The 20,609-nt window shown below is 68.3% G+C and carries 15 protein-coding genes; 5 read left to right on the top strand and 10 right to left on the bottom strand.

The features are described 5' to 3' along the window. Nucleotides 1-133 precede the first annotated feature (133 nt). From Q0P60_RS11520 to Q0P60_RS11510, 3 genes are all read right to left on the bottom strand, one after another. A complete protein-coding gene (locus Q0P60_RS11520; protein WP_345780330.1) occupies nt 134-916 on the bottom strand; it encodes a helix-turn-helix transcriptional regulator in 783 nt (260 codons plus the stop codon). A gap of 45 nt (nt 917-961) precedes the next feature. Beyond that, nucleotides 962-2,087, bottom strand: a protein-coding gene (gene prfB / locus Q0P60_RS11515) for a peptide chain release factor 2 (RefSeq protein WP_012510936.1) whose coding sequence is annotated in 2 segments (ribosomal slippage) — nt 962-2,011 and nt 2,013-2,087 — 1,125 coding nt in all. Because the reading frame shifts where the segments join, the coding sequence is not laid out codon by codon here. A gap of 188 nt (nt 2,088-2,275) precedes the next feature. Beyond that, a complete protein-coding gene (locus Q0P60_RS11510) occupies nt 2,276-3,172 on the bottom strand; it encodes a LytTR family DNA-binding domain-containing protein (RefSeq protein ID WP_294993073.1) in 897 nt (298 codons plus the stop codon). 144 nt (nt 3,173-3,316) lie between these two features. Between Q0P60_RS11510 and Q0P60_RS11505 the strand changes: the two genes are divergently transcribed. Together Q0P60_RS11505 and Q0P60_RS11500 are read left to right on the top strand one after the other, a co-directional pair. Continuing rightward, nucleotides 3,317-4,507 (top strand): acyltransferase family protein, encoded by a 1,191-nt coding sequence (locus Q0P60_RS11505; RefSeq protein WP_294993070.1) that lies wholly within the window; start codon nt 3,317-3,319, stop codon nt 4,505-4,507. 89 nt (nt 4,508-4,596) lie between these two features. After that, nucleotides 4,597-5,586, top strand: coding sequence for a phosphatase PAP2 family protein (locus tag Q0P60_RS11500; protein ID WP_294993068.1), 990 nt, complete (start codon nt 4,597-4,599; stop codon nt 5,584-5,586). A 155-nt stretch (nt 5,587-5,741) separates the two neighbouring features. Here the strand turns inward: Q0P60_RS11500 and Q0P60_RS11495 are convergent, their stop codons facing one another. Next, nucleotides 5,742-8,654, bottom strand: coding sequence for a VIT domain-containing protein (locus Q0P60_RS11495; protein ID WP_294993065.1), 2,913 nt, complete (start codon nt 8,652-8,654; stop codon nt 5,742-5,744). A 131-nt stretch (nt 8,655-8,785) separates the two neighbouring features. On the opposite strand from Q0P60_RS11495, the gene Q0P60_RS11490 reads away from it, so the two are divergent. Beyond that, complete coding sequence (locus Q0P60_RS11490) at nt 8,786-9,853, top strand: DUF1176 domain-containing protein (RefSeq protein ID WP_294993062.1); 1,068 nt, start codon at nt 8,786-8,788, stop codon at nt 9,851-9,853. Nucleotides 9,854-9,911: 58 nt separating this feature from the next. Here Q0P60_RS11490 and recJ read toward each other — a convergent pair whose 3' ends face one another. Beyond that, the gene (gene recJ / locus Q0P60_RS11485; protein WP_294993175.1) at nt 9,912-11,669 is read right to left on the bottom strand and encodes a single-stranded-DNA-specific exonuclease RecJ; all 1,758 of its coding nucleotides are present in this window, start codon (nt 11,667-11,669) and stop codon (nt 9,912-9,914) included. A 122-nt stretch (nt 11,670-11,791) separates the two neighbouring features. On the opposite strand from recJ, the gene Q0P60_RS11480 reads away from it, so the two are divergent. Both Q0P60_RS11480 and Q0P60_RS11475 read left to right on the top strand, forming a co-directional pair. After that, on the top strand, nt 11,792-12,841 hold the full coding sequence (locus Q0P60_RS11480; protein ID WP_294993060.1) for a DUF1176 domain-containing protein: 1,050 nt from the start codon (nt 11,792-11,794) through the stop codon (nt 12,839-12,841). Further along, nucleotides 12,842-13,915, top strand: coding sequence for a DUF1176 domain-containing protein (locus Q0P60_RS11475; RefSeq protein WP_294993057.1), 1,074 nt, complete (start codon nt 12,842-12,844; stop codon nt 13,913-13,915). A gap of 46 nt (nt 13,916-13,961) precedes the next feature. Here the strand turns inward: Q0P60_RS11475 and Q0P60_RS11470 are convergent, their stop codons facing one another. Genes Q0P60_RS11470 through carA form a run of 5 tightly spaced genes read right to left on the bottom strand, consistent with a single transcriptional unit; the run spans nt 13,962 to nt 20,326 of the window. Beyond that, nucleotides 13,962-14,879, bottom strand: a complete 918-nt coding sequence (locus tag Q0P60_RS11470; RefSeq protein WP_294993054.1) for a phosphoglycerate mutase — start codon at nt 14,877-14,879, stop codon at nt 13,962-13,964. Between the two features lie 4 nt (nt 14,880-14,883). Next, complete coding sequence (gene greA / locus Q0P60_RS11465; RefSeq protein WP_188489793.1) at nt 14,884-15,348, bottom strand: transcription elongation factor GreA; 465 nt, start codon at nt 15,346-15,348, stop codon at nt 14,884-14,886. Between the two features lie 8 nt (nt 15,349-15,356). After that, nucleotides 15,357-18,599: a carbamoyl-phosphate synthase large subunit gene (gene carB, locus Q0P60_RS11460; protein WP_294993051.1), complete on the bottom strand. Its 3,243-nt coding sequence runs from the start codon at nt 18,597-18,599 to the stop codon at nt 15,357-15,359. 54 nt (nt 18,600-18,653) lie between these two features. Then, nucleotides 18,654-19,199: a hypothetical protein gene (locus Q0P60_RS11455; protein WP_294993048.1), complete on the bottom strand. Its 546-nt coding sequence runs from the start codon at nt 19,197-19,199 to the stop codon at nt 18,654-18,656. Beyond that, entirely contained in the window at nt 19,199-20,326 is a 1,128-nt protein-coding gene (gene carA / locus Q0P60_RS11450) for a glutamine-hydrolyzing carbamoyl-phosphate synthase small subunit (protein WP_294993045.1), read from the bottom strand. Before carA ends, Q0P60_RS11455 begins: the two co-directional genes overlap by 1 nt. Nucleotides 20,327-20,609: the final 283 nt, after the last annotated feature.

Genomic DNA, 20,609 nt, shown 5'->3' with positions numbered 1-20,609 from the left:
AGATCCGCGCCATGCGTGGATGAATCTCCATCGGAATCGACTGTTTCGAAATTGGAACGAAACGTAGCCGAGCATCGGCTCGGCTCTACAACAGGCCGCGCGGGAAAGGGCTGCAAGCCCCGCCGCCGCCGCCCTACTTCCGCGGCAGGTAGGTCACCAGTGACAGGTCGTGCCGGCTCTCCGGCACCAGCGCCACGTACTGCAGGTCCAGCAGCCCGCGCGTGGGGTGGTTCAGCTTCTTCGCGCCTTCGTCGAATCGACGCACATCGTGCTCCGGCCACCACTGGCGGAACACTTCGCTGTGCGCGGCGATGTCCTCGACCAGGGCCAGGAACGGGGTCTTGTCCGGCGCCTGCGCCATGGCCGCGCGGAAGCCTGCCAGCAGGCCGCGGGTCATCTCCTCCCAGTTGAGGATCAGCGAGCGGTACGGCGGGTACAGGAACATCAGCCGCAGCGTGTTGCGCTCGTGCGGCGCCAGCTGGCTGTAGTCGACAAACAGCTCGGCGATGGCCGGGTTCCACGCCAGGATGTCGAAGCGGGTATTGCGCACATAGGCCGGGATCGGCTGCATCGCCTCCACCAGCTGGCGCAGGCCATCGGTCACGCTTTCGTCGGGCGACTCCAGCGGCACGCCGTAACCGGACAGCGCGAACGCATAGGCGCGCTCGTCATCGCTCATGCGCAACACCTGTGCCAGCCGTTCCAGCACCTCGGGCGAGGCACGCACTTCGCGGCCCTGCTCGATCCAGGTGTACCAGCTGACGCTGACCCCGATCGCCAGCGCTACCTCCTCGCGCTTCAGGCCGGGCGTACGCCGGCGCCCGGCCGGCAGGCCGAGCGTGGCGGGATCAACACGTGCACGGCAGGCCTTGAGGAAGCCGCCCAGTTCCTTGCGTTCACTCTCGCTGCGCATCATCGCCCTCCGTTGCGGAAGGCGATGATATCGGCGCAGGCGTGCCGATCAGGCATCGACGCGCTTGGAGCCCACGGCCAGGCCGGCCTTCAGGCTGGCCTCGACGAACTCGTCCAGGTCGCCGTCGAGCACCTTCTGCGTATCCGAGCGTTCAATGCCGGTGCGCAGGTCCTTGATACGGCTCTGGTCGAGCACGTAGTTGCGGATCTGGCTGCCCCAGCCGATGTCGGACTTGGTGGCTTCCACCGCGTCCTTCTCGGCGTTGCGCTTCTGGATCTCCAGCTCGTACAGCTTGGCGGCCAGCATCTTCATCGCGTTGTCGCGGTTCTGGTGCTGGCTGCGGCCGGTCTGGCACGCCACCACGATGTTGGTCGGGATGTGGGTGATACGCACCGCCGACTCGGTCTTGTTGACGTGCTGGCCACCGGCACCGGACGAACGGTACACGTCGGTACGCAGGTCGGCCGGATTGATGGTGATGTCGATGTTGTCGTCGATTTCCGGCGACACGAACACCGAAGTGAAGCTGGTGTGGCGACGGTTGTCCGAGTCGAACGGCGACTTGCGCACCAGGCGGTGCACGCCGGTCTCGGTCTTCAGCCAGCCGTAGGCATAGTCACCCTCCACGCGCAGCGTGGCCGACTTGATACCGGCAACGTCGCCGCCGGAGACTTCCATCAGCTCGGTCTTCCAGCCACGCGATTCGCACCAGCGCAGGTACATGCGCAGCAGGATCTCGGCCCAGTCCTGGGCTTCGGTGCCGCCGGCACCGGCCTGGATGTCGACGAACGCGGCAGCGTTGTCCATCTCGCCGGAGAACATGCGCTGGAATTCCAGCTTCTCGACGTGCGCCTGGTGCTTGTCCAGGTCGGCGACCACGGCCAGTGCGGTGTCCTCGTCCTGTTCGGACTCGGCCAGCTCCAGCAGCTCGGTGGCATCGGCCAGGCCGTCGAGTACCGAGGCGATGCCGCCCACGGTCTTTTCCAGGCTGGAACGCTCGCGGCCCAGGTTCTGGGCATACTCGGCGTTGTTCCAGACGTCGGGGCTTTCCAGCTCCCGCGTTACTTCTTCAAGACGCTCTTTCTTGGCGTCGTAGTCAAAGATACCCCCGAAGCGACAGCACGCGATCGGTCAGATCGGTGATGCGCTGGCGGACAGGATTCAGTTCGATCATGTCGGCGGTTATGCATTCAAAAGATGACTGCCAATGATACCGCAGGCCGGTGCCGCCCGGCATGAGGGGCCATGGCCGGCCTCCAGGCTGCAACCTGACGGCTGGTGGGGTCGACTGCCCGTCGACGGCTTTTCATTCAGGTTGCGCTGAAGCCCGTGCGGCGCGCGAAGGTCGCCCCGCAGTCGACGCTACCCAGCCGCCCCGCCCAGCGCCTGCCGCAGCAGCGGCAGCTGGCGCCGGCTGCACGGTACGCTGGCCCCGTCGGCCATGTGCAGCAGGGCCTCGCCCCCGTCCAGCGGCTGGATCGAGCGCAGCTGATCGCGGTTGATCAGCCAGCTGCGGTGCGGGCGCAGGAACACCGCTGGATCGAGCCGCTGCTCCAGCACCGCCATGGTGATCCGCAGCGGGTAATCGTGACCGCGTACCCGCAGGTTCACGTAATTGCCGGCCGCCTGGGCGTACTCAACGTCCGCGGTAGCAACCAGGAACTCCTTGCCCAGCTTGCGTACCAGGAAGTGCTGTGGGCGTTCCACCGGCTCCACCGGCGGGCCCTCGTCGGGCGGCGCCAGCAGGTGCGCCTCGCCCTGCCGCTGGCGGCCGAACCAGGCCGCGGCGTGCACGGCGATCACCAGCAGGCTGTAGGTCTGCACATCCTTGAAGAACTCGTAGAACCACTGCGTCGGCCAGTCACCATAGGTGTAGTGCTGGCCGGCCAGCGCGAAGGCCAGCTTGCGCAACAGCACCATGCCACTGACGTGCAGCAGCCACCAGGCGACCCCACCCAGCACGTAGATGCCGATCCGGCGCCGCCAGGTATCGGCATGCAACGGCCAGCGCCGCGCCCCCGCGTGCAGCAGCACCAGCAGGCCAAGGCTGGCCAGCGCGCTGCTGAATTCTTCGATGGACGTCGCCGCCGCGGGGAAAGGCTGCGCATCACGTAACGCGCGCATCCACTGTGCCAGCACGTTGCCCGCGGCGGTGCCGAGGAACAGCAGCGACCAGAATGCGGCCGCCAGCCCACGGCGCGGCGATTCTGCAACGGGGACGGGCAGCGCCGCCGGAGTTCCATTTTCCATGCCGGTCATTGTTGCCGATCCAGCCGCGACCGCACCGGCCATTGGTCCCGGCAACGCCACCATTGGCCCCCGCGCGGCCCCCATTGCCCCCCCTGCGCTGGCCGCGCGGAAGGGGGCAGCGGATGGTGAAGCCACCTTCCGATACCCATCGCCATGCACCGTCGCCACGATCTGGACACCCTGCGCATCGCCGCGTTCGCGCTGCTGATCCTCTATCACGCCGGCATGGCCTATGTGGCCGGCTGGGACTTTCACCTCAAGAGCGCCTACACCTTCGAGTGGCTGCAATGGCCGATGATCGCGCTCAACCGTTGGCGGATGCCGCTGCTGTTCGCGATCAGTGGCATCGCCCTGGGCCTGTCGCTGCCCGAACACGGGCGGCTGCGGCACACGCTGCGTCGCTGCTGGCGCCTGCAGTTGCCCCTGCTGTTCGGCATCGTCGCGGTGGTGTCCCTGCAGGCCTACTGCGAGGCCCTCGACAAGGGCGACGTGGCACCCGGCCTGGCCCATTTCCTGTGGCGCTACTGGCAGTTCCGGCCGTGGCCGGACGCCCATTTCACCGGGGCCGCCTACGGCTTCACCTGGAACCACCTGTGGTACCTGGCCTACCTGCTTCCCTACACGGTACTGGCGGTCGTCCTGGCCAGCCTGCTGCGTCCGCTGCGCCCGCTGCTGCCGCCCGGGCTGCTGGGGGACCGCCTGCTGTGCGTGGTGCTGCTGGTGCTGCCGGTCGCCTGGCTGAGCTGGGCCCTGCTGGTGCTGATGCCGCGCTGGCCACCCAGCCACGCGCTGCTGGACGACGTGTACGTGCATGCCGAGTCGTTGCCGCTGTTCCTGGGTGGCTTCCTGGCGGCACGCTGGCAACGCGGCTGGGAACTGCTGGTACGCGGGCGCCGCTTGACCCTGGCCCTGGCCGTGCTGGGGCTGTGCCTGGAGCTGGGCATCCGCGCGCTGTCGCGCCTGCCGCAGGCCGGTGAAGTGGATGCCTGGGTACAGGCCCTGCCCTGGGCCCAGACCGAACGTGTCGGCCGCGCACTCTATACCTGGTGCATGCTGCTGGCCCTGTTCGGCTGGGCGCGCGTGCTGCTGGACCGCCCCTGGCGCGGCCTGGGCTATTGCCGGGAAGCGGTGTTCAGCTGGTACATCCTGCACCAGACCGTGCTGATCGTGCTGCTGTACCTGCTGCGGCCCTGGCAGCTGGGCCCGTGGCTGGAACCGGCACTGCTGGTGGCCGGCACCCTCGCCGGTTGCCTGCTGATCCACGAACTGCTGATCCGGCGAACGCGCTGGCTGCGCCCCCTGTTCGGCCTGCGTGCGGATCCGCTATCGTCCGGAGCCCAATGAGAACCCCAGCGTTGCGACGCCGGACCGCTGCCCGGCGGCTTCTGCCATGAGCCCGGCGCGGGCTCGCCCCTACCGATTGAGGACAACGGATGTTCCAGACGCACTGGCACCTGTGGTTGCAGCAGACCTTCGACGCCGGCTGGGTGCTGACGCTGATGCAGTTCATCAGCCTGCTCGGCTACGAAATGGCCTACACCGCACTGATCCTGCTGTGCGCGTTCGGTGCACGGCTGCGTGCCGGCCTGTGCGTGATGCTGGCCGTGCTGCTGATGGCCTGTGCCACCCACGCGATCAAGCAGAGTGCCGCCCTGCCCCGCCCTTCGGACGTGGACGCGCGCGTGCTGGATAAAGGCGTGCCGTCGCACCCGTTCGTGGTCGACGGTGGCGGGCGCACGTTCTGGTCACTGCCCGACGCACAGGCCATTGCAATGCTGCGCGCCCAGCCCGATGCCGACTACGGTTTCAACAGTGGCCATGTCGGCGTAGCCACCGCGGCCTGCGTCGGCCTGCTGCTGGCGTTCGGCATCCGCCGCCGCTGGCTGCGCTGGGCCTTGGCATTCGGCTGGCCGCTGCTGATGGCGCTGTCACGGATGTACCTGGGCCGGCATTTCCTGGCCGACGTGCTGGCCGGATGGCTGGTCGGCATCGGCGTGGCAGTACTGGCGTGGCAGCTGATGCCCGGGCTGCATGCGAACCGGCGCTGGCAGACACCGCTGCTGCTGGGGATGGGCCTGGCGCTGGCGTGGACCTCGCTGCTGACGCACCTCGTGCCAACCGGCGAGGCCGCGCGCCTGCTGGCACTCAGCCTGCTGGTGACGTGGCTGCAGTGGCGCGGCTGGCCGGCCAATCCCCAGGGTATCGCGCAGCGGGTGCTGGGTGTGCTCGGCGTGGTGGCGGTCTACCTGCTGGCACGACCGATCATCGATGCGCTGGCGCACCGCGTTCCGCTGCCTGACGGCGCCGCCAGCGTCCTGCTGTGGCAAACCCTCGGCACCCTGCTGATCCTCGGCGGCGGTGTGGTGCTCGCGCGCTGGATTCCCTGTGCAGTGCCGGGCCCTGCCCGGCCGTCCCGGACCTGAGCCGAGCATTGGCTCGGCGCTACATCCAAGCCACCCTGCACGAATGCCCCTGTAGAGCCGAGCCATGCTCGGCTGATTCGGCCCTGAGCCGAGCATTGGCTCGGCGCTACACCCGGACCACCCAGCATCGCTCGGCTGGCCCGGCTCCACCGCGGTCATTTCACCTCGAACTCGCCCACCAGCACGGTCTCGGCGCGGTCCTTCAAGCGCATCGTGACGCTCTGGTCCTTCTGCTTCGGCGTGCCCCACTGGGTGGTCAGGCGCAGCATCAGCGTGGTGGCGCCGGTCACCAGCTGCTGGCGGCTGCCGAAGTAGTTCGCCTCCACCTTGTACTTCCCGGGCTTGGCGTTGCGCAGTGAGAACTGCTCGGGACCATAGCCCCCCGTGAAGTCCTGCGACATCTGCCCGCCCTGGTAGGTCAACCGGTTGCCGTAGTAGGCGCGCTCGCCGTTCGGATCGGTCACCCACAGATCCATGTCGCTGTTGTCGGCATCCCACGACAGCACCACGCGCAGGTCCAGCGGCATCGCCTGCAGCAGCCGCGGATCGATCGCGCGGGTGTCCAGGCGTGGCGTGCTGCGCGCGACCAGGTTGGTCAGCTCATCCAGCGCGATCAACGCGATGCCATCGAAGCGGTTGTCCCACGGCCGCACCACCACCTGGTACAGCGGCAGCAGCGCCTGCTGCGGCTTGCCGGCTGCCGCCAGCGCCAGGCCAAGATCGCGGAAGCTCTGCGGCTCTTCCTGGCCCATCGCCAGCACCTGCTCGAACACCGGCACCGCCAACGCCGGTGCGTCGGCCTGCATCAGCCGGTAACCCAGCACCCGCAGCAGGTGGCGGTTGTCCAGCTCCATCTCGGCCAGGTTCGACAGTACCCGTAGCGCCAACTCGCGCTGCCCCTGCGCCAGCAGCAGATCGGCCACATCCAGGAAGAACGCGCTGCTGTCCGCATGCGCCTCGCGCTCGGCCAGATAGCGGTCGTACAACTGCGCGGGCGGGCCTTCGCGCAGGCGCCGGGCAATCGCCGAGTCCGGCTGCCACGCGGCCAGCTGGATACCGATCTGGCCCTCATTGGCAGCGGCCGGCGACGCGGCAACGCTGCCGGTCACCACCACCGAATCCAGCGCGTTGCCGGATGCAGTGGCCGATCGGCGCGCGCGCGCGCTGGCGGCCTGCATGCGCTGCTCGGCTGCCGCAGCCACCGGCGCCGGGGCAGGCGGTGCCGCTGGTGCAGGCGCAGCGAGCATCGCCACCGGCGCCGATTCCATCGCGTAATCCGCGGCGGCCACTTCCAGCGCCCTGCCCTTCAGCTGCGGCGGCGCGCCCTTCGGCCAGCTTCGGCTCCACCACTGCTGGCGTTCCTTCCAGCGCACAGCGACCTCATCCAGGCGCTGGCGATCGGCGGCGGCGCGGTCGCTCACCTGTCGTGCGAACCGCGCGTCGTAGTCGGCGCGCAATGTGCCGGCCGGGCGGATCGCATAGCGCAGATAGTCCTCCAGGGTCTCCAGCACGATCAGTGAAGTGTCCGGACCGACCAGGCCGAACTGCTGCGACAGCCGCTGCATGGCTTCGCGGTTGCCGCGGCGGTCGGCCGCGAGCTGCTGCAACCGGGCCTGCGCCCACAGCCCCGCCAGCAGCTCGCCGTCATCACTGTTCTGCGTCGCCGGCAGCGCCTCCCACTCACCTCCGTCCAGGCGAACCCGCATCGGCACGCCCTCAGCGGCGAGGCGGGCATGCAGCCACAGCCATCCCTGGGCTTCGCTGCGGCGATCGATCACCACGTCCTGCACGCCCCGGCCTGCATCGATCTGTACGTCCCGCGGCGATGACAGAAGCGCTCGCGCGGCCGCATCGGGATCCTTGCCCAACGCGACGAAACGGCCGCCATGCGCCTCGCTCCAGCCGCGCAGGCGCACCGTGTCGGTATGCGCGCCGGCGCTGCTGATTGCGAACAGGCGCTGACCCGCTGCCAGCGCCGGCAAGGCTTCCGTCCCGTAGGTAAGCAGGCCATCGCTGACCAGCAGGTACTCCTTCACGCTCGGCTGCGGCTGCCACTGCGCCAGCGCGCTGGCGCCATCCGGACGCAGCGCCTGCAGCACCGCACGCAGCTCGCTCCAGTTGCCGGCACGGATGCGGAAGCGCCGTACCGACTCGGCGCGGTCGCGCAGTACGCTGAGCGCGACGGTGCCCTCGCCCATTGCGGCGAAGTAGCGATCAAGCAGGGCGAACTCCTGCGTGCGGTCACGCTGGCCGGCCGAGCCGGAGGCATCCCACAGCAGCCCCACCTCCGAGGGCACGCTGCGCTGCCGGATCCGGGTTGGCACCGGCAGCTGCGCCAGCAGGTAGTGACCGTCCTGCCAGCGGGCCACCTGCACCTGCGCCTGGCGCGCGACCGGCAGCGTCCATTGCAGCTGCGCCGGCAACTGCGCACCCCGGCCCTGCCACTGCAGCTGGCCTGCATCGATGCGGAACGGCGCCGTTCCAGCGGTGACCGCGCCCGGCGCCTGCAGCTTCAGTTCGACCGCGCTGGCAGCGGCGGCAAACTGCAGCGGCAGCGTCCATTGCCACCCTTTGCCGGCGAACGCGAGCGGCTCGCGCAGCACCAGCTGCACGCGACGGCTGCCAGCGGCAGGCAACGGATAGATGCGCAGGCGGAATTGATTGCCGGCCGTCTGTTCCAGCAGGCCGGGGTCGACGCCACGGCGGGCGATCTCCTCGAAGACCTGGCGGCCACGATCCTTCGGCACCGGTACCGCTTCGCGCAGCTCACCGTTGATGTCCAGCGCGAAGCCGGTGATCTGCTGGCCATCGGCCAGCGGGAACTGCAGCTCGCCCTCCAGCACGCGCCGGTTCGGGTTGTGGAATTCCAGGGTGATCCGGGTCTGGGCGATGCCCGCCTGCACCTCGCCCTCGATGCGCGCCTGCTGCAACTGCACCGGTCGCTCGGCGGCAGGCGCGATCAGCAGCGGCAGGGCGGCGGGCGGCCGGGCGATGCGGGGGACCTGGGCGCTGGCGGGCCAGGCCGCGAGGATCAGCAACACCACAGTGCAGCAACGGGCGAAGAGCATGACGGGGCTCCAGTGGGATCGTGGACCATTGAACGCGCGAACGACCGCAACGGGGTTGCAGGCTGCGCGGCTTTTCATCGCCCCCGACGGCAGGCACCATGCCCCACTCTCCCACACGTGCAAGGATGCCGATGCGATTGCCTCTGTTGACCACCGTACTGGCCTTGGCCGGCGCCCTGAACGCTAACGCCGCCACACCGGCCAGGAGCCTGTATTTCGAGCACCACGACTGGGTCGTGGCCTGTGACAACACCCTCACCTGCCGCGCGGCCGGCTACGCGACCGACGACACCAGCACCCTGAGCGTCCTGCTCACCCGCAAGGGCGGCCCCGACCAGGCCATCGAGGGACGTCTCTTGCTGCGCCCCGAGGAGGGACTGACCCAGCCCAGGGGCACGCTGCACCTGCGCATCCATCAGCAGGATCTGGGCCTGCTGGCGGCGGCCAGGGGTGAAGGCATGCACACCTTGAACGCTGCCCAGACCTGCGCGCTGCTGTCGGCCCTGGTGCGCGACGGTGGGATCAGCGTGACCGACGCTGCCGGCCATCGCTGGCCACTGTCGGACAAGGGGGCCGCGGCGGCGCTGTTGAAGATCGACGAATACCAGGGCCGCCTGGACACGCCCGGCGCGGTGATGCGCAAGGGCAACCGTCCCGAAGCCCGCGTGCCGGCAGCGTTGCCGATGCCGGTGGTGCACAGCGCGCCGAGCCTGGATGCGAGCCACGACGACCCGGCACTCGCCCGCCTGGCCGCCTCGCCGGCGCTGCGTGCAGCGCTGCGGCACACGCTACCGGACCCCAGTTGCGAGGGCCTGCTGGAGGCCGATGCCGATATTCCGCTGAGCAATTCAGCGCTGGAGGTCCGGCCGCTCGACGCACAGCACGTTCTGGTCAACGTGCCCTGCTGGCGGGGGGCCTACAACAGCGGTGACGGCTACTGGGTCGCCCGCCGGCAGGCCCCATTCCAGGCACAGTGGGTGACCAGCGATGCGATCGACTACGACAACGGCCAGATCATCGCCGCGCAGAAGGGCCGTGGCCTGGCCGACTGCATGTCGCATGGCAGCTGGACCTGGAATGGCCGCACGTTCGTCGCCACCTCGGAAGCGGCGGCCGGCCTGTGCCGCGGCGTCCCCGGCGGCACCTGGGAACTCCCCCTGCTGGTCACCGAAGTAAAAAAAGGGGACGGAGGGGATTAAGTCGCAATCGGCAAACAAGGCACAAACGACTTAATTCCCTCCGTCCCCTTTTTAGGTGTCAGGCGGGGAGGCAGTGTTCGACGATCAGCTGGATGGCGGTGCCGCCGCGATAGTCGTCGCAGGCCAGTCGGTAGGCGAGGTGGACATGGCGATCCGGTGCGTTGCCGTGCCAGCCGCCAAAGTGGATCGCGTTGAAGGTGCCGGGCACGCCCGGCAGGCGCAGCTCCAGCTTCAGGTGGCGCTCCTTCAGCACGCGCCAGTTGGCGACTTCGAAATGGCCGTCGAACAGTGGCTCCGGGAAGCCCTGGCCCCACGGGCCGGCCAGGCGCAGCGCGTCGGCATGGCGATGGTCGAGTTCGTCAGCCGCCAGTTCGCCGTCGCTCAGCACCTGCTGCTGCAGCGCAGCCGGGTCCAGCATCTCCAGCACCACCGCCACGAAGGCCGCCTTGAAGTCCTCGACATGATCCAGCCGCAGGCTGAGGCCAGCGGCCATGGCATGCCCACCGAAGCGTTCGATCAAGCCAGGGTGGCGCGCATCGACCAGCGCCAGCGCATCACGGATATGCAGGCCGGGAATCGAGCGCGCCGAGCCACGCAGCATGTCGGCGCCGGGCTCCGCCGGGGCAAAGGCGATCACCGGGCGATGCAGGCGATCCTTCATCTTCGAGGCGACCAGGCCGACCACGCCCGGATGCCAATCGGCGTCGAACAGGCAGGCGGCCACCGGCCGCTGCCCCGCCATGTCCAGCACCACGCGGGTCAACGCCTGCTCGGCATCGTCGGTCATCGACTGCTGCACCGCGCGCCGCTCGGCATTGATCTGCTCCAGCGTCTGCGCGATCTCGCGCGCCTGGCGCGGGTCTTCCGTCAGCAGCAGCGCAATGCCCAGCGCCATGTCTTCCAGACGGCCGGCAGCGTTCAGCCGCGGCCCCAGCGCGAACCCGATGTCGGTGGCGGTCAGCCGCGCGGCATCGCGGCCGCTCGCTTCGATCAGCGCACGCAGGCCGACGCACCCCTGGCCTGCACGCAGCCGACGCAGGCCGGCACTCACCAACGCCCGGTTGTTCGGGTCCAGCGCCACCAGGTCGGCCACCGTGCCAACGGCCACCAGGTCCAGCAGCGTGGTCAGGTCCGGCCCCTTGCCATCGGCGAAGACACCGGCCTCGCGCATCTGCCGGCGCAACGCCATCAGCACGTAGAAGATCACCCCCACACCGGCCAGTGACTTGCTGGGGAACGCGTCGCCGTCGAGGTTCGGATCGACGATCACATCCGCCGGCGGCAGTTGCGGGCCCGGCAGATGGTGGTCGGTGACCAGCACCTGCCAGCCGCGCGCCTTGGCCGCGGTGACACCGGCGTGGCAGGCGATGCCATGGTCCACGGTGACCAGCAGGTCCGGCTGCAGGGCCGCCAGCTCGTCAACCAGCGAGGGCGACAGGCCATAACCGTGCACCATGCGGTTCGGCACCGCGTGGAAGACGTGCTGCGCGCCGAGCATGCGCAGGCCGCGCACGCCGACCGCACAGGCGGTAGCGCCGTCGCAATCGAAATCGCCAACCACCAGGATCCGCTTGTCGTTGGCGATGGCCTGCAGCAGCAGGCCGACGGCATCGTCGATGCCGGTCATCAGCTCGGGCGCATGCAGGCTGCCCAGCTTCGGCAACGCCAGCTCCGGCGTGGCGGCGCTCCGGCTGGCGTAGAGACGGGCCAGCAGTGGCAGCGTACCGTCCGGCCATGCACCCGGCGCAACCGCATCGCGGCGGCGGATCATCGGCGTATCGGAGGACGACTGCACGGCATCGGCGGCAAGGGACATCGGCATCGCCGGGTTGCGGAAGACCCGGGCATGATACCGCGCGCAGCCCGGTTGGCTCGGCCCAGGCTTGGCGCAGGCGTGACGATCGCCCATGCTTGCGCGCTTCTGAAAGGGAATTCGCCATGTATCACCCGCTGTCCGCGCTGCTTGCCAGCCTGCTTCTCGCGCCCGCTGCCCACGCCGCAGGCGCAGGCACACCGCCAACGCCCGGCATCGAATTCGTGCACCACGATTGGATGCTTGCCTGCGACAACACCGGCACCTGCCGTGCCGCCGGCTACGCGCCGGAGAACGCAGACAGCCTGATGGCGCTGATGCTGGAGCGTGACGGCGGCCCCGGCACCGCGGTGAAGGCACGCCTGCGGGTGGGTGAAGATGGCGAAAGCGCAGCGCCGGAAGGTTCACTGCGCCTGCTGCTGAACGACCGTGACCTGGGCCGTGCAGAGGACACCGGTGCCGACCAGCAGGTGACGCTGCGGCCGGCGCAGGTTGCTGCCCTGCTGGCCGCCCTGCCCGGCCAGGCGCGCATCGAGGTGATCGATCATCGCGGCACGCGCTGGCCGATTTCCGACCGGGGCGCGGCCGCCGTGCTGCTGAAGATGGACGAGGCACAGGGCCGGGTGGGCACGCCCGGCGCATTGGTACGGCGTGGCAAGCGCGCCGAAGCGAGCGTGCCGCCGGCACGGGCGATGCCGGTGATCGTACGCGGCGCCGTGGCGGCTCCCCGTGCCAGCGATGCCGCGCTCGGCAGCAGCGAAGCGCTGCGCGCCGCGCTGATCGCCACGCTCGGCAACAGTGACGACTGCCCGCGCCTGGTCGAGTACACCGGAACCCCGGAGATGGTGATCGAACGGCTCGATGACCAGCATGTACTGGTGCAGGCGCTATGTCAGATGGGGGCGTACAACTACAGCAATGGCTTCTGGATCGCGCGCGATCGAGCGCCGTTCGCAGCGCAGACGGTCACCCTGGAAGCAGAAGGCTTCAGCCGTGACGAGCGCACCCTGTTCGCACGCTACAAGGGCCGTGGCATCGGCGACTGCGTGTCCGGCGCGGACTGGACCTGGGATGGACACCGCTTCGTGGCCAGCAGCGCCTTCAGCACCGGCCTGTGCCGCGGCATGCCGGGTGGGCACTGGATGCTGCCGACCCTGATCAGCGAGGTGCGTTGAATGCGCACGCTTCCCCGGCTGCCTGCGCATCCGTTGCTGAAGGCATTGCTGCTGGCATCGCTGCTTGTGCTCCCCTTCGCGTCGATCGCCGCAGCCACCGGCGCCGCCTTCTTCGAACGCGACGCCTTCATGGCCTGCGACAACACCGGCACCTGCCGGCTGGCCGCTTTCGGCCCGTCGGCACCGCTGATGCTGAGCATCCTGTTCGAACGCGCCGGCGGACCGCAGACCGCCGTCACCGGCCGCCTGTCGATGGCCGAGGACCTTGATGCCTCAGCCCACAGCCCGGCGACCGCAGCGCTGGAAGGCAGCGTGCGGCTACGGGTCGACGGCAAGGACCTGGGTGCCATCGGCCACATGGAGGCCCCCGACCTCGGCCTGGAGCTGCCCGCGCGCCACGTGATGGCGCTGATCGAGGCGCTGGCACATGGCAGGCAGATCGAGATGCACGACGCTGCGGGCCATGCCTGGCCGCTGTCGGGTCTGGGCGCTCGCACGTTGTTGTTGAAGATGGACCAGGTGCAGGGCCGCGCACAGACCCCCGGCGCATTGATGAGCAAGGGCTCGCGGTCGGAATCGAGTGTGCCTGCCGCCGCCGCTGCGCCGCCGCTGGACGCCCCGCCGTTGCGGCTCGAGACCCGTGAGGAAGATGCCAGGCTTGGCGAGCGCGCGGACCTGCTGCAGCTGCTGCAGCCTGTCGCCGCCGCCCGCCAGGACTGTGCCGGGGAATCCTCGCGCCGGCTGGGCATCGAGCGGGTGGACGCCCGCCATGTACTTGCGCAGCTGAGCTGTACACGCGATCGCTACAACATTCCAGCGGGCACGTGGTTGATCCGCGACCGGCCACCGTACTCGCCCACGTTGATCACCCGCGCCCTGCTGTCTCCGCTCGACCTGCACGCGGTGTTTGTTGAAGAAGGCGTGGCCACCGGCAAGGAGGCGTGCGGCACGACCCGGCACTGGGTGTGGGACGGCACCCGGTTGAACCTGGGCGCGGAATACATCGGCCCGGATTGCCTCACCCCGGGCCAGCGGCACTGGCAATTGCCGACCTACGTCACCGAGATTCGATAGCGAAGCAGCCGAGCGTGGGCTCGGCGCTACAGGCGGAACGCCGGGATCAGTCGTGCAGCTGCCGCGGCTTCTTCCAGAACTGCCAGCGCTGGCCACGGTCCAGCTGGAACTGCAGGCCGTCCTCGAAGTCCAGCACCAGCCGTTGCAGCTCACCGCGCTTCAGCGCCGCCAACAACGGACGGATCGCGTCATGGCCCAGCTGCTGCAGCGAACGCAGCTGGCGCAGATCGACCAGTGCATCCACCGCCTGCTCGCCGTCTACGGCAACGCCTGCGGCCAGGGCCAGGCCCTGCAACAGGGCATCGCGGCTGCGCACCTGTGCATGCGGCGTACTGACCGATACCGGCATCACACCACCGCCCCAGAACCACAGCGAATTGATCGGCTGCTGTCCCTGCGCGGCGCGTTGCTGGTTCCAGGAATGGTTGTGCAACAGCACCTGCGCCTCGGTCATCAGCGCCCGCCAGCGGCGGCCGCCCTCGCCTTCCGGCAGGTGCGAGAACAGGTCATCACCCAGCACCTCGTCCGGACTGTCGAACTCCGGCAAGGCCAGGTCGATCGGCAGCCGCACATACCAGCGCGACGGATCAGGTGCGTCGAGGGCGAATCCCGCATCGGCGAACAGCGGCTGCAGCACCGGCAGCAGGGCCAGGCTGTCAGCCAGCGTCGGCCGCAGGGTCTCGCCGTAGGCCATCATCCGCGCGCCATGCATGTCGGGCACCATGCAGGCCGGATCGGCGCGCAGCCAGCTGGCGCCGGCGGCATCGCCGACGTCACGCTGGCGGGTCAACGCGGCCACCGGCCAGTGCGGCGCGGCGACCGTGAAATGGCGCGTCAGCTGCGCGCGCTCGCCCGGCGCGACCTGCACCGCCGTGGCACGGCCGAGCGCACGCGCCACATCGTCCGGCAGCGCAGCCGCGGCGAAGCGGCTGCGTGCCGGCAACAGCAGGGTCGCCGTCGCCACAGGGTCAGTCCAGGTAGCTGACGCTGACGATCTCGTACTCGCGCTGGCCGGCCGGGGCGTCGATCACGATCGAATCGCCTTCCAGCTTGCCGATCATCGCGCGTGCCACCGGCGAGGAAATCGCGATCAGACCCAGCTTGATGTCCGCTTCCAGGTCACCGACGATCTGGTACTTCTTTTCTTCGTCGGTTTCCACATCGGCCAGGGTCACGCTGGCGCCGAACACCACCTTGGAGCCGGCATTGAGCTTGCTCACGTCGATGATCTCGGCGTGCGACAGCTCGCCTTCCAGCTGCTTGATGCGGCCTTCGATGAAGCCCTGTTCCTCGCGCGCGGCGTGGTACTCGGCATTCTCCTTCAGGTCGCCATGCTCACGCGCTTCGGCGATCGCGGCGATCACTTTCGGGCGCTTGACCGACTTCAGGTGATCCAGCTCATCGCGCAGCTTCTGCGCGCCCTTCATGGTGATGGGGGCTCTCATGCATTCAACTCCTTGTGCAGCTCCTGCAGCGACCAGACGGGGCCGGTGCCGCGGAATTCCAGTGAATCCACCAGCGCCTTGGCGCCGGCAATGGTGGTCGAGTAGGTAACGCGGTGCTGCAGCGCCTCGCGACGGATCGAGAACGAGTCGTTGATCGCCGAACGACCTTCGGTGGTGTTGACGATGTAGACGATCTCGCCGTTCTTGATCGAGTCGACGATATGCGGACGGCCTTCGACCACCTTGTTGATGATCTCGCAGTCCATGCCGTGCTGCTGCAGCCATGCGGCGGTGCCGCGCGTCGCAACCAGGCTGTAGCCGCGCGCCAGCAGCGCCTTGGCCACCGGCAGCACGCGCTTCTTGTCCGGATCACGCACCGAGACGAAGGCCTTGCCGATCGGCGGAGCCTTGATGCCGCCGGCTTCCTGCGCACGCGCGAAGGCGGCGTTGAAGGTGCGGCCCACGCCCATCACTTCACCGGTCGAGCGCATTTCCGGCCCGAGGATCGGATCGACGCCCTGGAACTTGGCGAACGGGAAGATCGCTTCCTTCACCGAGTAGTAATCCGGCACGATTTCCTTGGTCGCGCCCTGCTCGGCCAGAGTCTTGCCGGCCATGCAGCGTGCAGCGATCTTGGCCAGCGGCATGCCGGTAGCCTTGGACACGAACGGCACGGTGCGCGAGGCACGCGGGTTCACTTCCAGCAGGTAGATGGTGTCGGCACCGTCGTCGCTGCTCTGGATGGCGAACTGGGTGTTCATCAGGCCAACCACGTTCAGGGCCTTGGCCAGCTCCACCACCTGGCGGCGCAGTTCGGCCTGGGTTTCAGCCGAGAGCGAGTACGGCGGCAGCGAGCACGAGGAATCGCCCGAGTGCACGCCGGCCTCCTCGATGTGCTCCATCACGCCACCGATCAGCACGTTGCCATCCTTGTCGGCAATGATGTCGACGTCGCACTCGACCGCATTGTCGAGGAAGCGGTCCAGCAGCACCGGCGAATCGTTGGACACCTTCACCGCATCGCGCACGTAGCGGGCCAGGTCGGATTCGCCATAGACGATTTCCATCGCGCGGCCGCCCAGCACGTAGCTCGGGCGCACCACCAGCGGGTAGCCGATCTCGCGGGCCAGCAGCAGGGCTTCCTGGTCATTGCGGGCGATGCGGTTCGGCGGCTGCTTCAGGCCCAGCGTGTCGACCAGCTGCTGGAAGCGCTCGCGGTCTTCGGCCAGGTCGATCGAGTCCGGGCTGGTGCCGATCACCGGCACGCCGTTGGCTTCCAGCGCGCGCGCCAGCTTCAGCGGGGTCTGGCCGCCGTACTGCACGATCACGCCCTTCGGCTGTTCCAGCTCGACGATTTCCAGCACGTCTTCCAGGGTCAGCGGCTCGAAGTACAGTCGGTCGGAGGTGTCGTAGTCGGTCGACACGGTTTCCGGGTTGCAGTTGACCATGATGGTTTCATAGCCATCCTCGCGCAGCACCAGTGCCGCGTGCACGCAGCAGTAGTCGAACTCGATGCCCTGGCCGATGCGGTTCGGGCCACCGCCCAGGATCATGATCTTGTCGCGGTTGCTCGGCGCGGCCTCGCACTCGTCCTCGTAGGTCGAGTACAGGTAGGCGGTACCGGTGGCGAACTCGGCGGCGCAGGAGTCCACGCGCTTGTAGACCGGGCGCACCTTGTGCGCACGACGCAGCGCGCGGATGGCCGCTTCGTTGGTGCCGGTCAGCTGTGCCAGGCGGGCGTCGGAGAAGCCGGCACGCTTCAGCTTGCGCAGGCGTGCCGCATCCAGTGCGTCGATGCCATCGGCGGCCACGGCCACTTCGGCCGCGATGATTTCCTCGATCTGGTCCAGGAACCAATGGTCGATGAACGACAGCGCGTAGATCTCTTCCACGCTCATGCCGGCACGGAACGCGTCAGCGACGAAGAACAGGCGCTCCGGACCCGGTGCCTTCAGCTCACGACGCAGGGTCTGCAGGTCTTCTTCGTTGGCCAGGTCCAGGCCGGTCGGGTCGAAGCCGACCTTGCCGGTTTCCAGGCCACGCAGGGCCTTCTGCACCGACTCCTGGAAGGTGCGACCCATCGCCATCACCTCACCCACCGACTTCATCTGGGTGGTCAGGCGCGCATCGGCGGCCGGGAACTTCTCGAAGGCGAAGCGCGGGATCTTGGTGACGACGTAGTCGATCGACGGCTCGAACGAGGCCGGGGTCAGGCCACCGGTGATCTCGTTCTTCAGTTCGTCCAGGGTGTAGCCCACGGCCAGCTTGGCAGCGACCTTGGCGATCGGGAAGCCGGTGGCCTTGGAGGCCAGCGCCGAGGAGCGCGACACGCGCGGGTTCATCTCGATCACGACCACGCGGCCGGTGGTCGGGTTGATGCCGAACTGCACGTTCGAGCCGCCGGTATCGACGCCGATCTTGCGCAGCACCGCGATGGAGGCATCGCGCAGGCGCTGGTATTCCTTGTCGGTCAGGGTCTGCGCCGGGGCCACGGTGATCGAGTCACCGGTATGCACGCCCATCGGGTCCAGGTTCTCGATCGAGCAGACGATGATGCAGTTGTCCGCGGTATCGCGGACCACTTCCATCTCGAATTCCTTCCAGCCCAGCACCGATTCTTCCACCAGCACTTCGGTGGTCGGCGACAGTTCCAGGCCGCGGTTGACGATCTCGACCAGCTCTTCGCGGTTGTAGGCGATGCCGCCACCGCTGCCGCCCAGGGTGAAGCTCGGGCGGATGATGGTCGGGTAGCCAACGCGGGTCTGGATCTCCAGCGCTTCGTCCAGGGTATGGGCGACGGCGGCGCTCGGGCACTCCAGGCCGATCTCGCTCATGGCTACGCGGAACAGCTCGCGGTCTTCGGCCATGCGGATCGCTTCGCGCTTGGCACCGATCAGCTCGACGTTGTACTTCTCCAGCACGCCGTGATCGGCCAGGTCCAGCGCGCAGTTCAGCGCGGTCTGGCCGCCCATGGTCGGCAGCAGCGCGTCGGGGCGCTCCTTGTCGATGATCTTCTCGACGGTCTGCCAGTTGATCGGCTCGATGTAGACGGCGTCGGCCATCTCCGGATCGGTCATGATCGTGGCCGGGTTGCTGTTGACCAGCACCACGCGGTAACCCTCGTCGCGCAGGGCCTTGCAGGCCTGGGCGCCAGAGTAGTCGAACTCGCAGGCCTGGCCGATGACGATCGGGCCAGCACCGATGATGAGGATGGTCTTGAGGTCAGTGCGCTTGGGCATTTTCTTCTCTAAGTCAGTACAGCGTGACAAGGGGGAGTGATCGCACGCTGTCGATCAGGAAATCTCTTTGGGGTTCAGCGCAATCCGGCACTGGTCCTGCAATCCTTTCGCCAGCTGCTCCGGCAGGTCGCCGGGCATCGCCAGGCGGCTGAAACTGGCCGTCAGGCGCGTGTGCGCCGGGCTGGCCAGGAACGCCGCGAACACGGACTGGTACTGCTCGCTCTGCACATCGATGGCCTCGGCCTCGGCAGCGCTGACGGCGCCTTCGAGGGCCAGGTAGCCCTTGCCTGACGGGGTGTCCAGGAAGCGCGCCCATTCGGCGATGACGGTGTCGCCGTCGTCGCCAAGATCGTTGATCACCGATTGCCTGGCCTGGCCAATCAGCACCGCATGGAGGGCGCTGCGGGCACACTGGCGGTCGCCCTCGGGCAGCACCTTCAGCGACGGCACTTCGGCCACCATCATTTCGGCCGACGAGGCTCCCATCGTGTCCTTGTGCAACGTCCGCATCACGTCCGCCAAAGCGGCTTCGCTCGCCGGCGCCGCCGAGGCGAGACCGGCAACGCAAAGCAGCGGCAGCAGCAGCGCGAGGTTGCGCATCAGGCCTTGGCCTCTTCCATCAGCACCACGAAGCGATCGAACAGCGGGCCGACATCGTGCGGGCCCGGCGAGGCTTCCGGATGGCCCTGGAACGAGAACGCCGGCACGTCGGTGCGCGCGATGCCCTGGTTGGTGCCATCGAACAGCGAACGATGGGTCACGCGCAGGGTCGGCGGCAGGGTCGATTCATCGACCGCGAAGCCGTGGTTCTGCGAGGTGATCATCACGCGGCCGCTGTCCAGATCCTGCACCGGGTGGTTGGCGCCGTGGTGGCCGTGGCCCATCTTGACGGTCTGCGCGCCCGAGGCCAGGCCCAGCAGCTGGTGGCCCAGGCAGATGCCGAAGGTCGGGATCTTCACGTCGATGAAGGTCTTGATCGCGGCGATCGCGTAGTCGCACGGTTCCGGGTCACCCGGGCCGTTGGACAGGAACACGCCGTCCGGCTTCAGCGCCAGCACCTCGGCGGCCGGGGTCTGTGCCGGCACCACGGTGACCTCGCAGCCGCGCTCGGCCAGCATGCGCAGGATGTTGGTCTTCACGCCGAAATCGTAGGCCACGACCTTGTACTTGGCCGGCACGCTGACGAAGGCGTTGGCATCCAGGTCCAGCTGGCCCTCGGTCCAGACGTAGGTCTTCTCGGTAGTGACGACCTTGGCCAGATCCATGCCCTTGAGCCCCGGGAACTTGCGGGCGGCTTCCAGTGCCTTTTCCACGTCGATGTCACCGGCCATCAGCGCACCGTTCTGCGCGCCCTTCTCGCGCAGGATGCGGGTCAGCTTGCGGGTATCGATGCCGGCGATGGCGACGACGCCACGCTGGATCAGCCAGTCCTGCAGCGACACCTGGCTGCGCCAGTTGCTGGGACGGCGCGGAACGTCGCGCACGATCAGGCCGGCCGACCACACCTTGGACGCTTCATCGTCCTGGTCGGTCATGCCGGTGTTACCGATATGCGGATAGGTCAGCGTGACCATCTGCCGGGCGTAGGACGGGTCGGTCAGCACTTCCTGGTAGCCGGTCATGGCGGTGTTGAACACCACCTCACCGACGGACAGGCCGGGCGCGCCTACGGATTCGCCCTCGAATACGGTGCCGTCTTCGAGGACGAGGATTGCGGCTTGGGTCACGGAATTCTCACTTTGGCTACCGAGGGGGTGCCGAAGTCACGCCTGCGCTTCACGGAAATCCGGTTGCAAAAAAGCGCGGACGTACGGTCTGGGACCGGTCCGGCTTTCGTGATTCGGCGAGTGCGAATTGTAGCGCTGCCGGGGCGCTCGCGCCAGCGGTTCTGTTGCTTTATGAACAGGCGATTGCGTATTCATTTCAATCCGGCGGCGCGGAAGGCGCGCTGCGGGCCGGAGGCGGGGTCGGATCCTTTCCCGAATGGCAAGGGCTCTGACCCCAGGCGCC

The organism is uncultured Stenotrophomonas sp. (assembly GCF_945952405.1).
Taxonomy (GTDB): domain Bacteria; phylum Pseudomonadota; class Gammaproteobacteria; order Xanthomonadales; family Xanthomonadaceae; genus Stenotrophomonas.
Note: the sequence above shows the minus strand (reverse complement) of the source record. Positions and strands in the feature narration are given on the sequence as shown.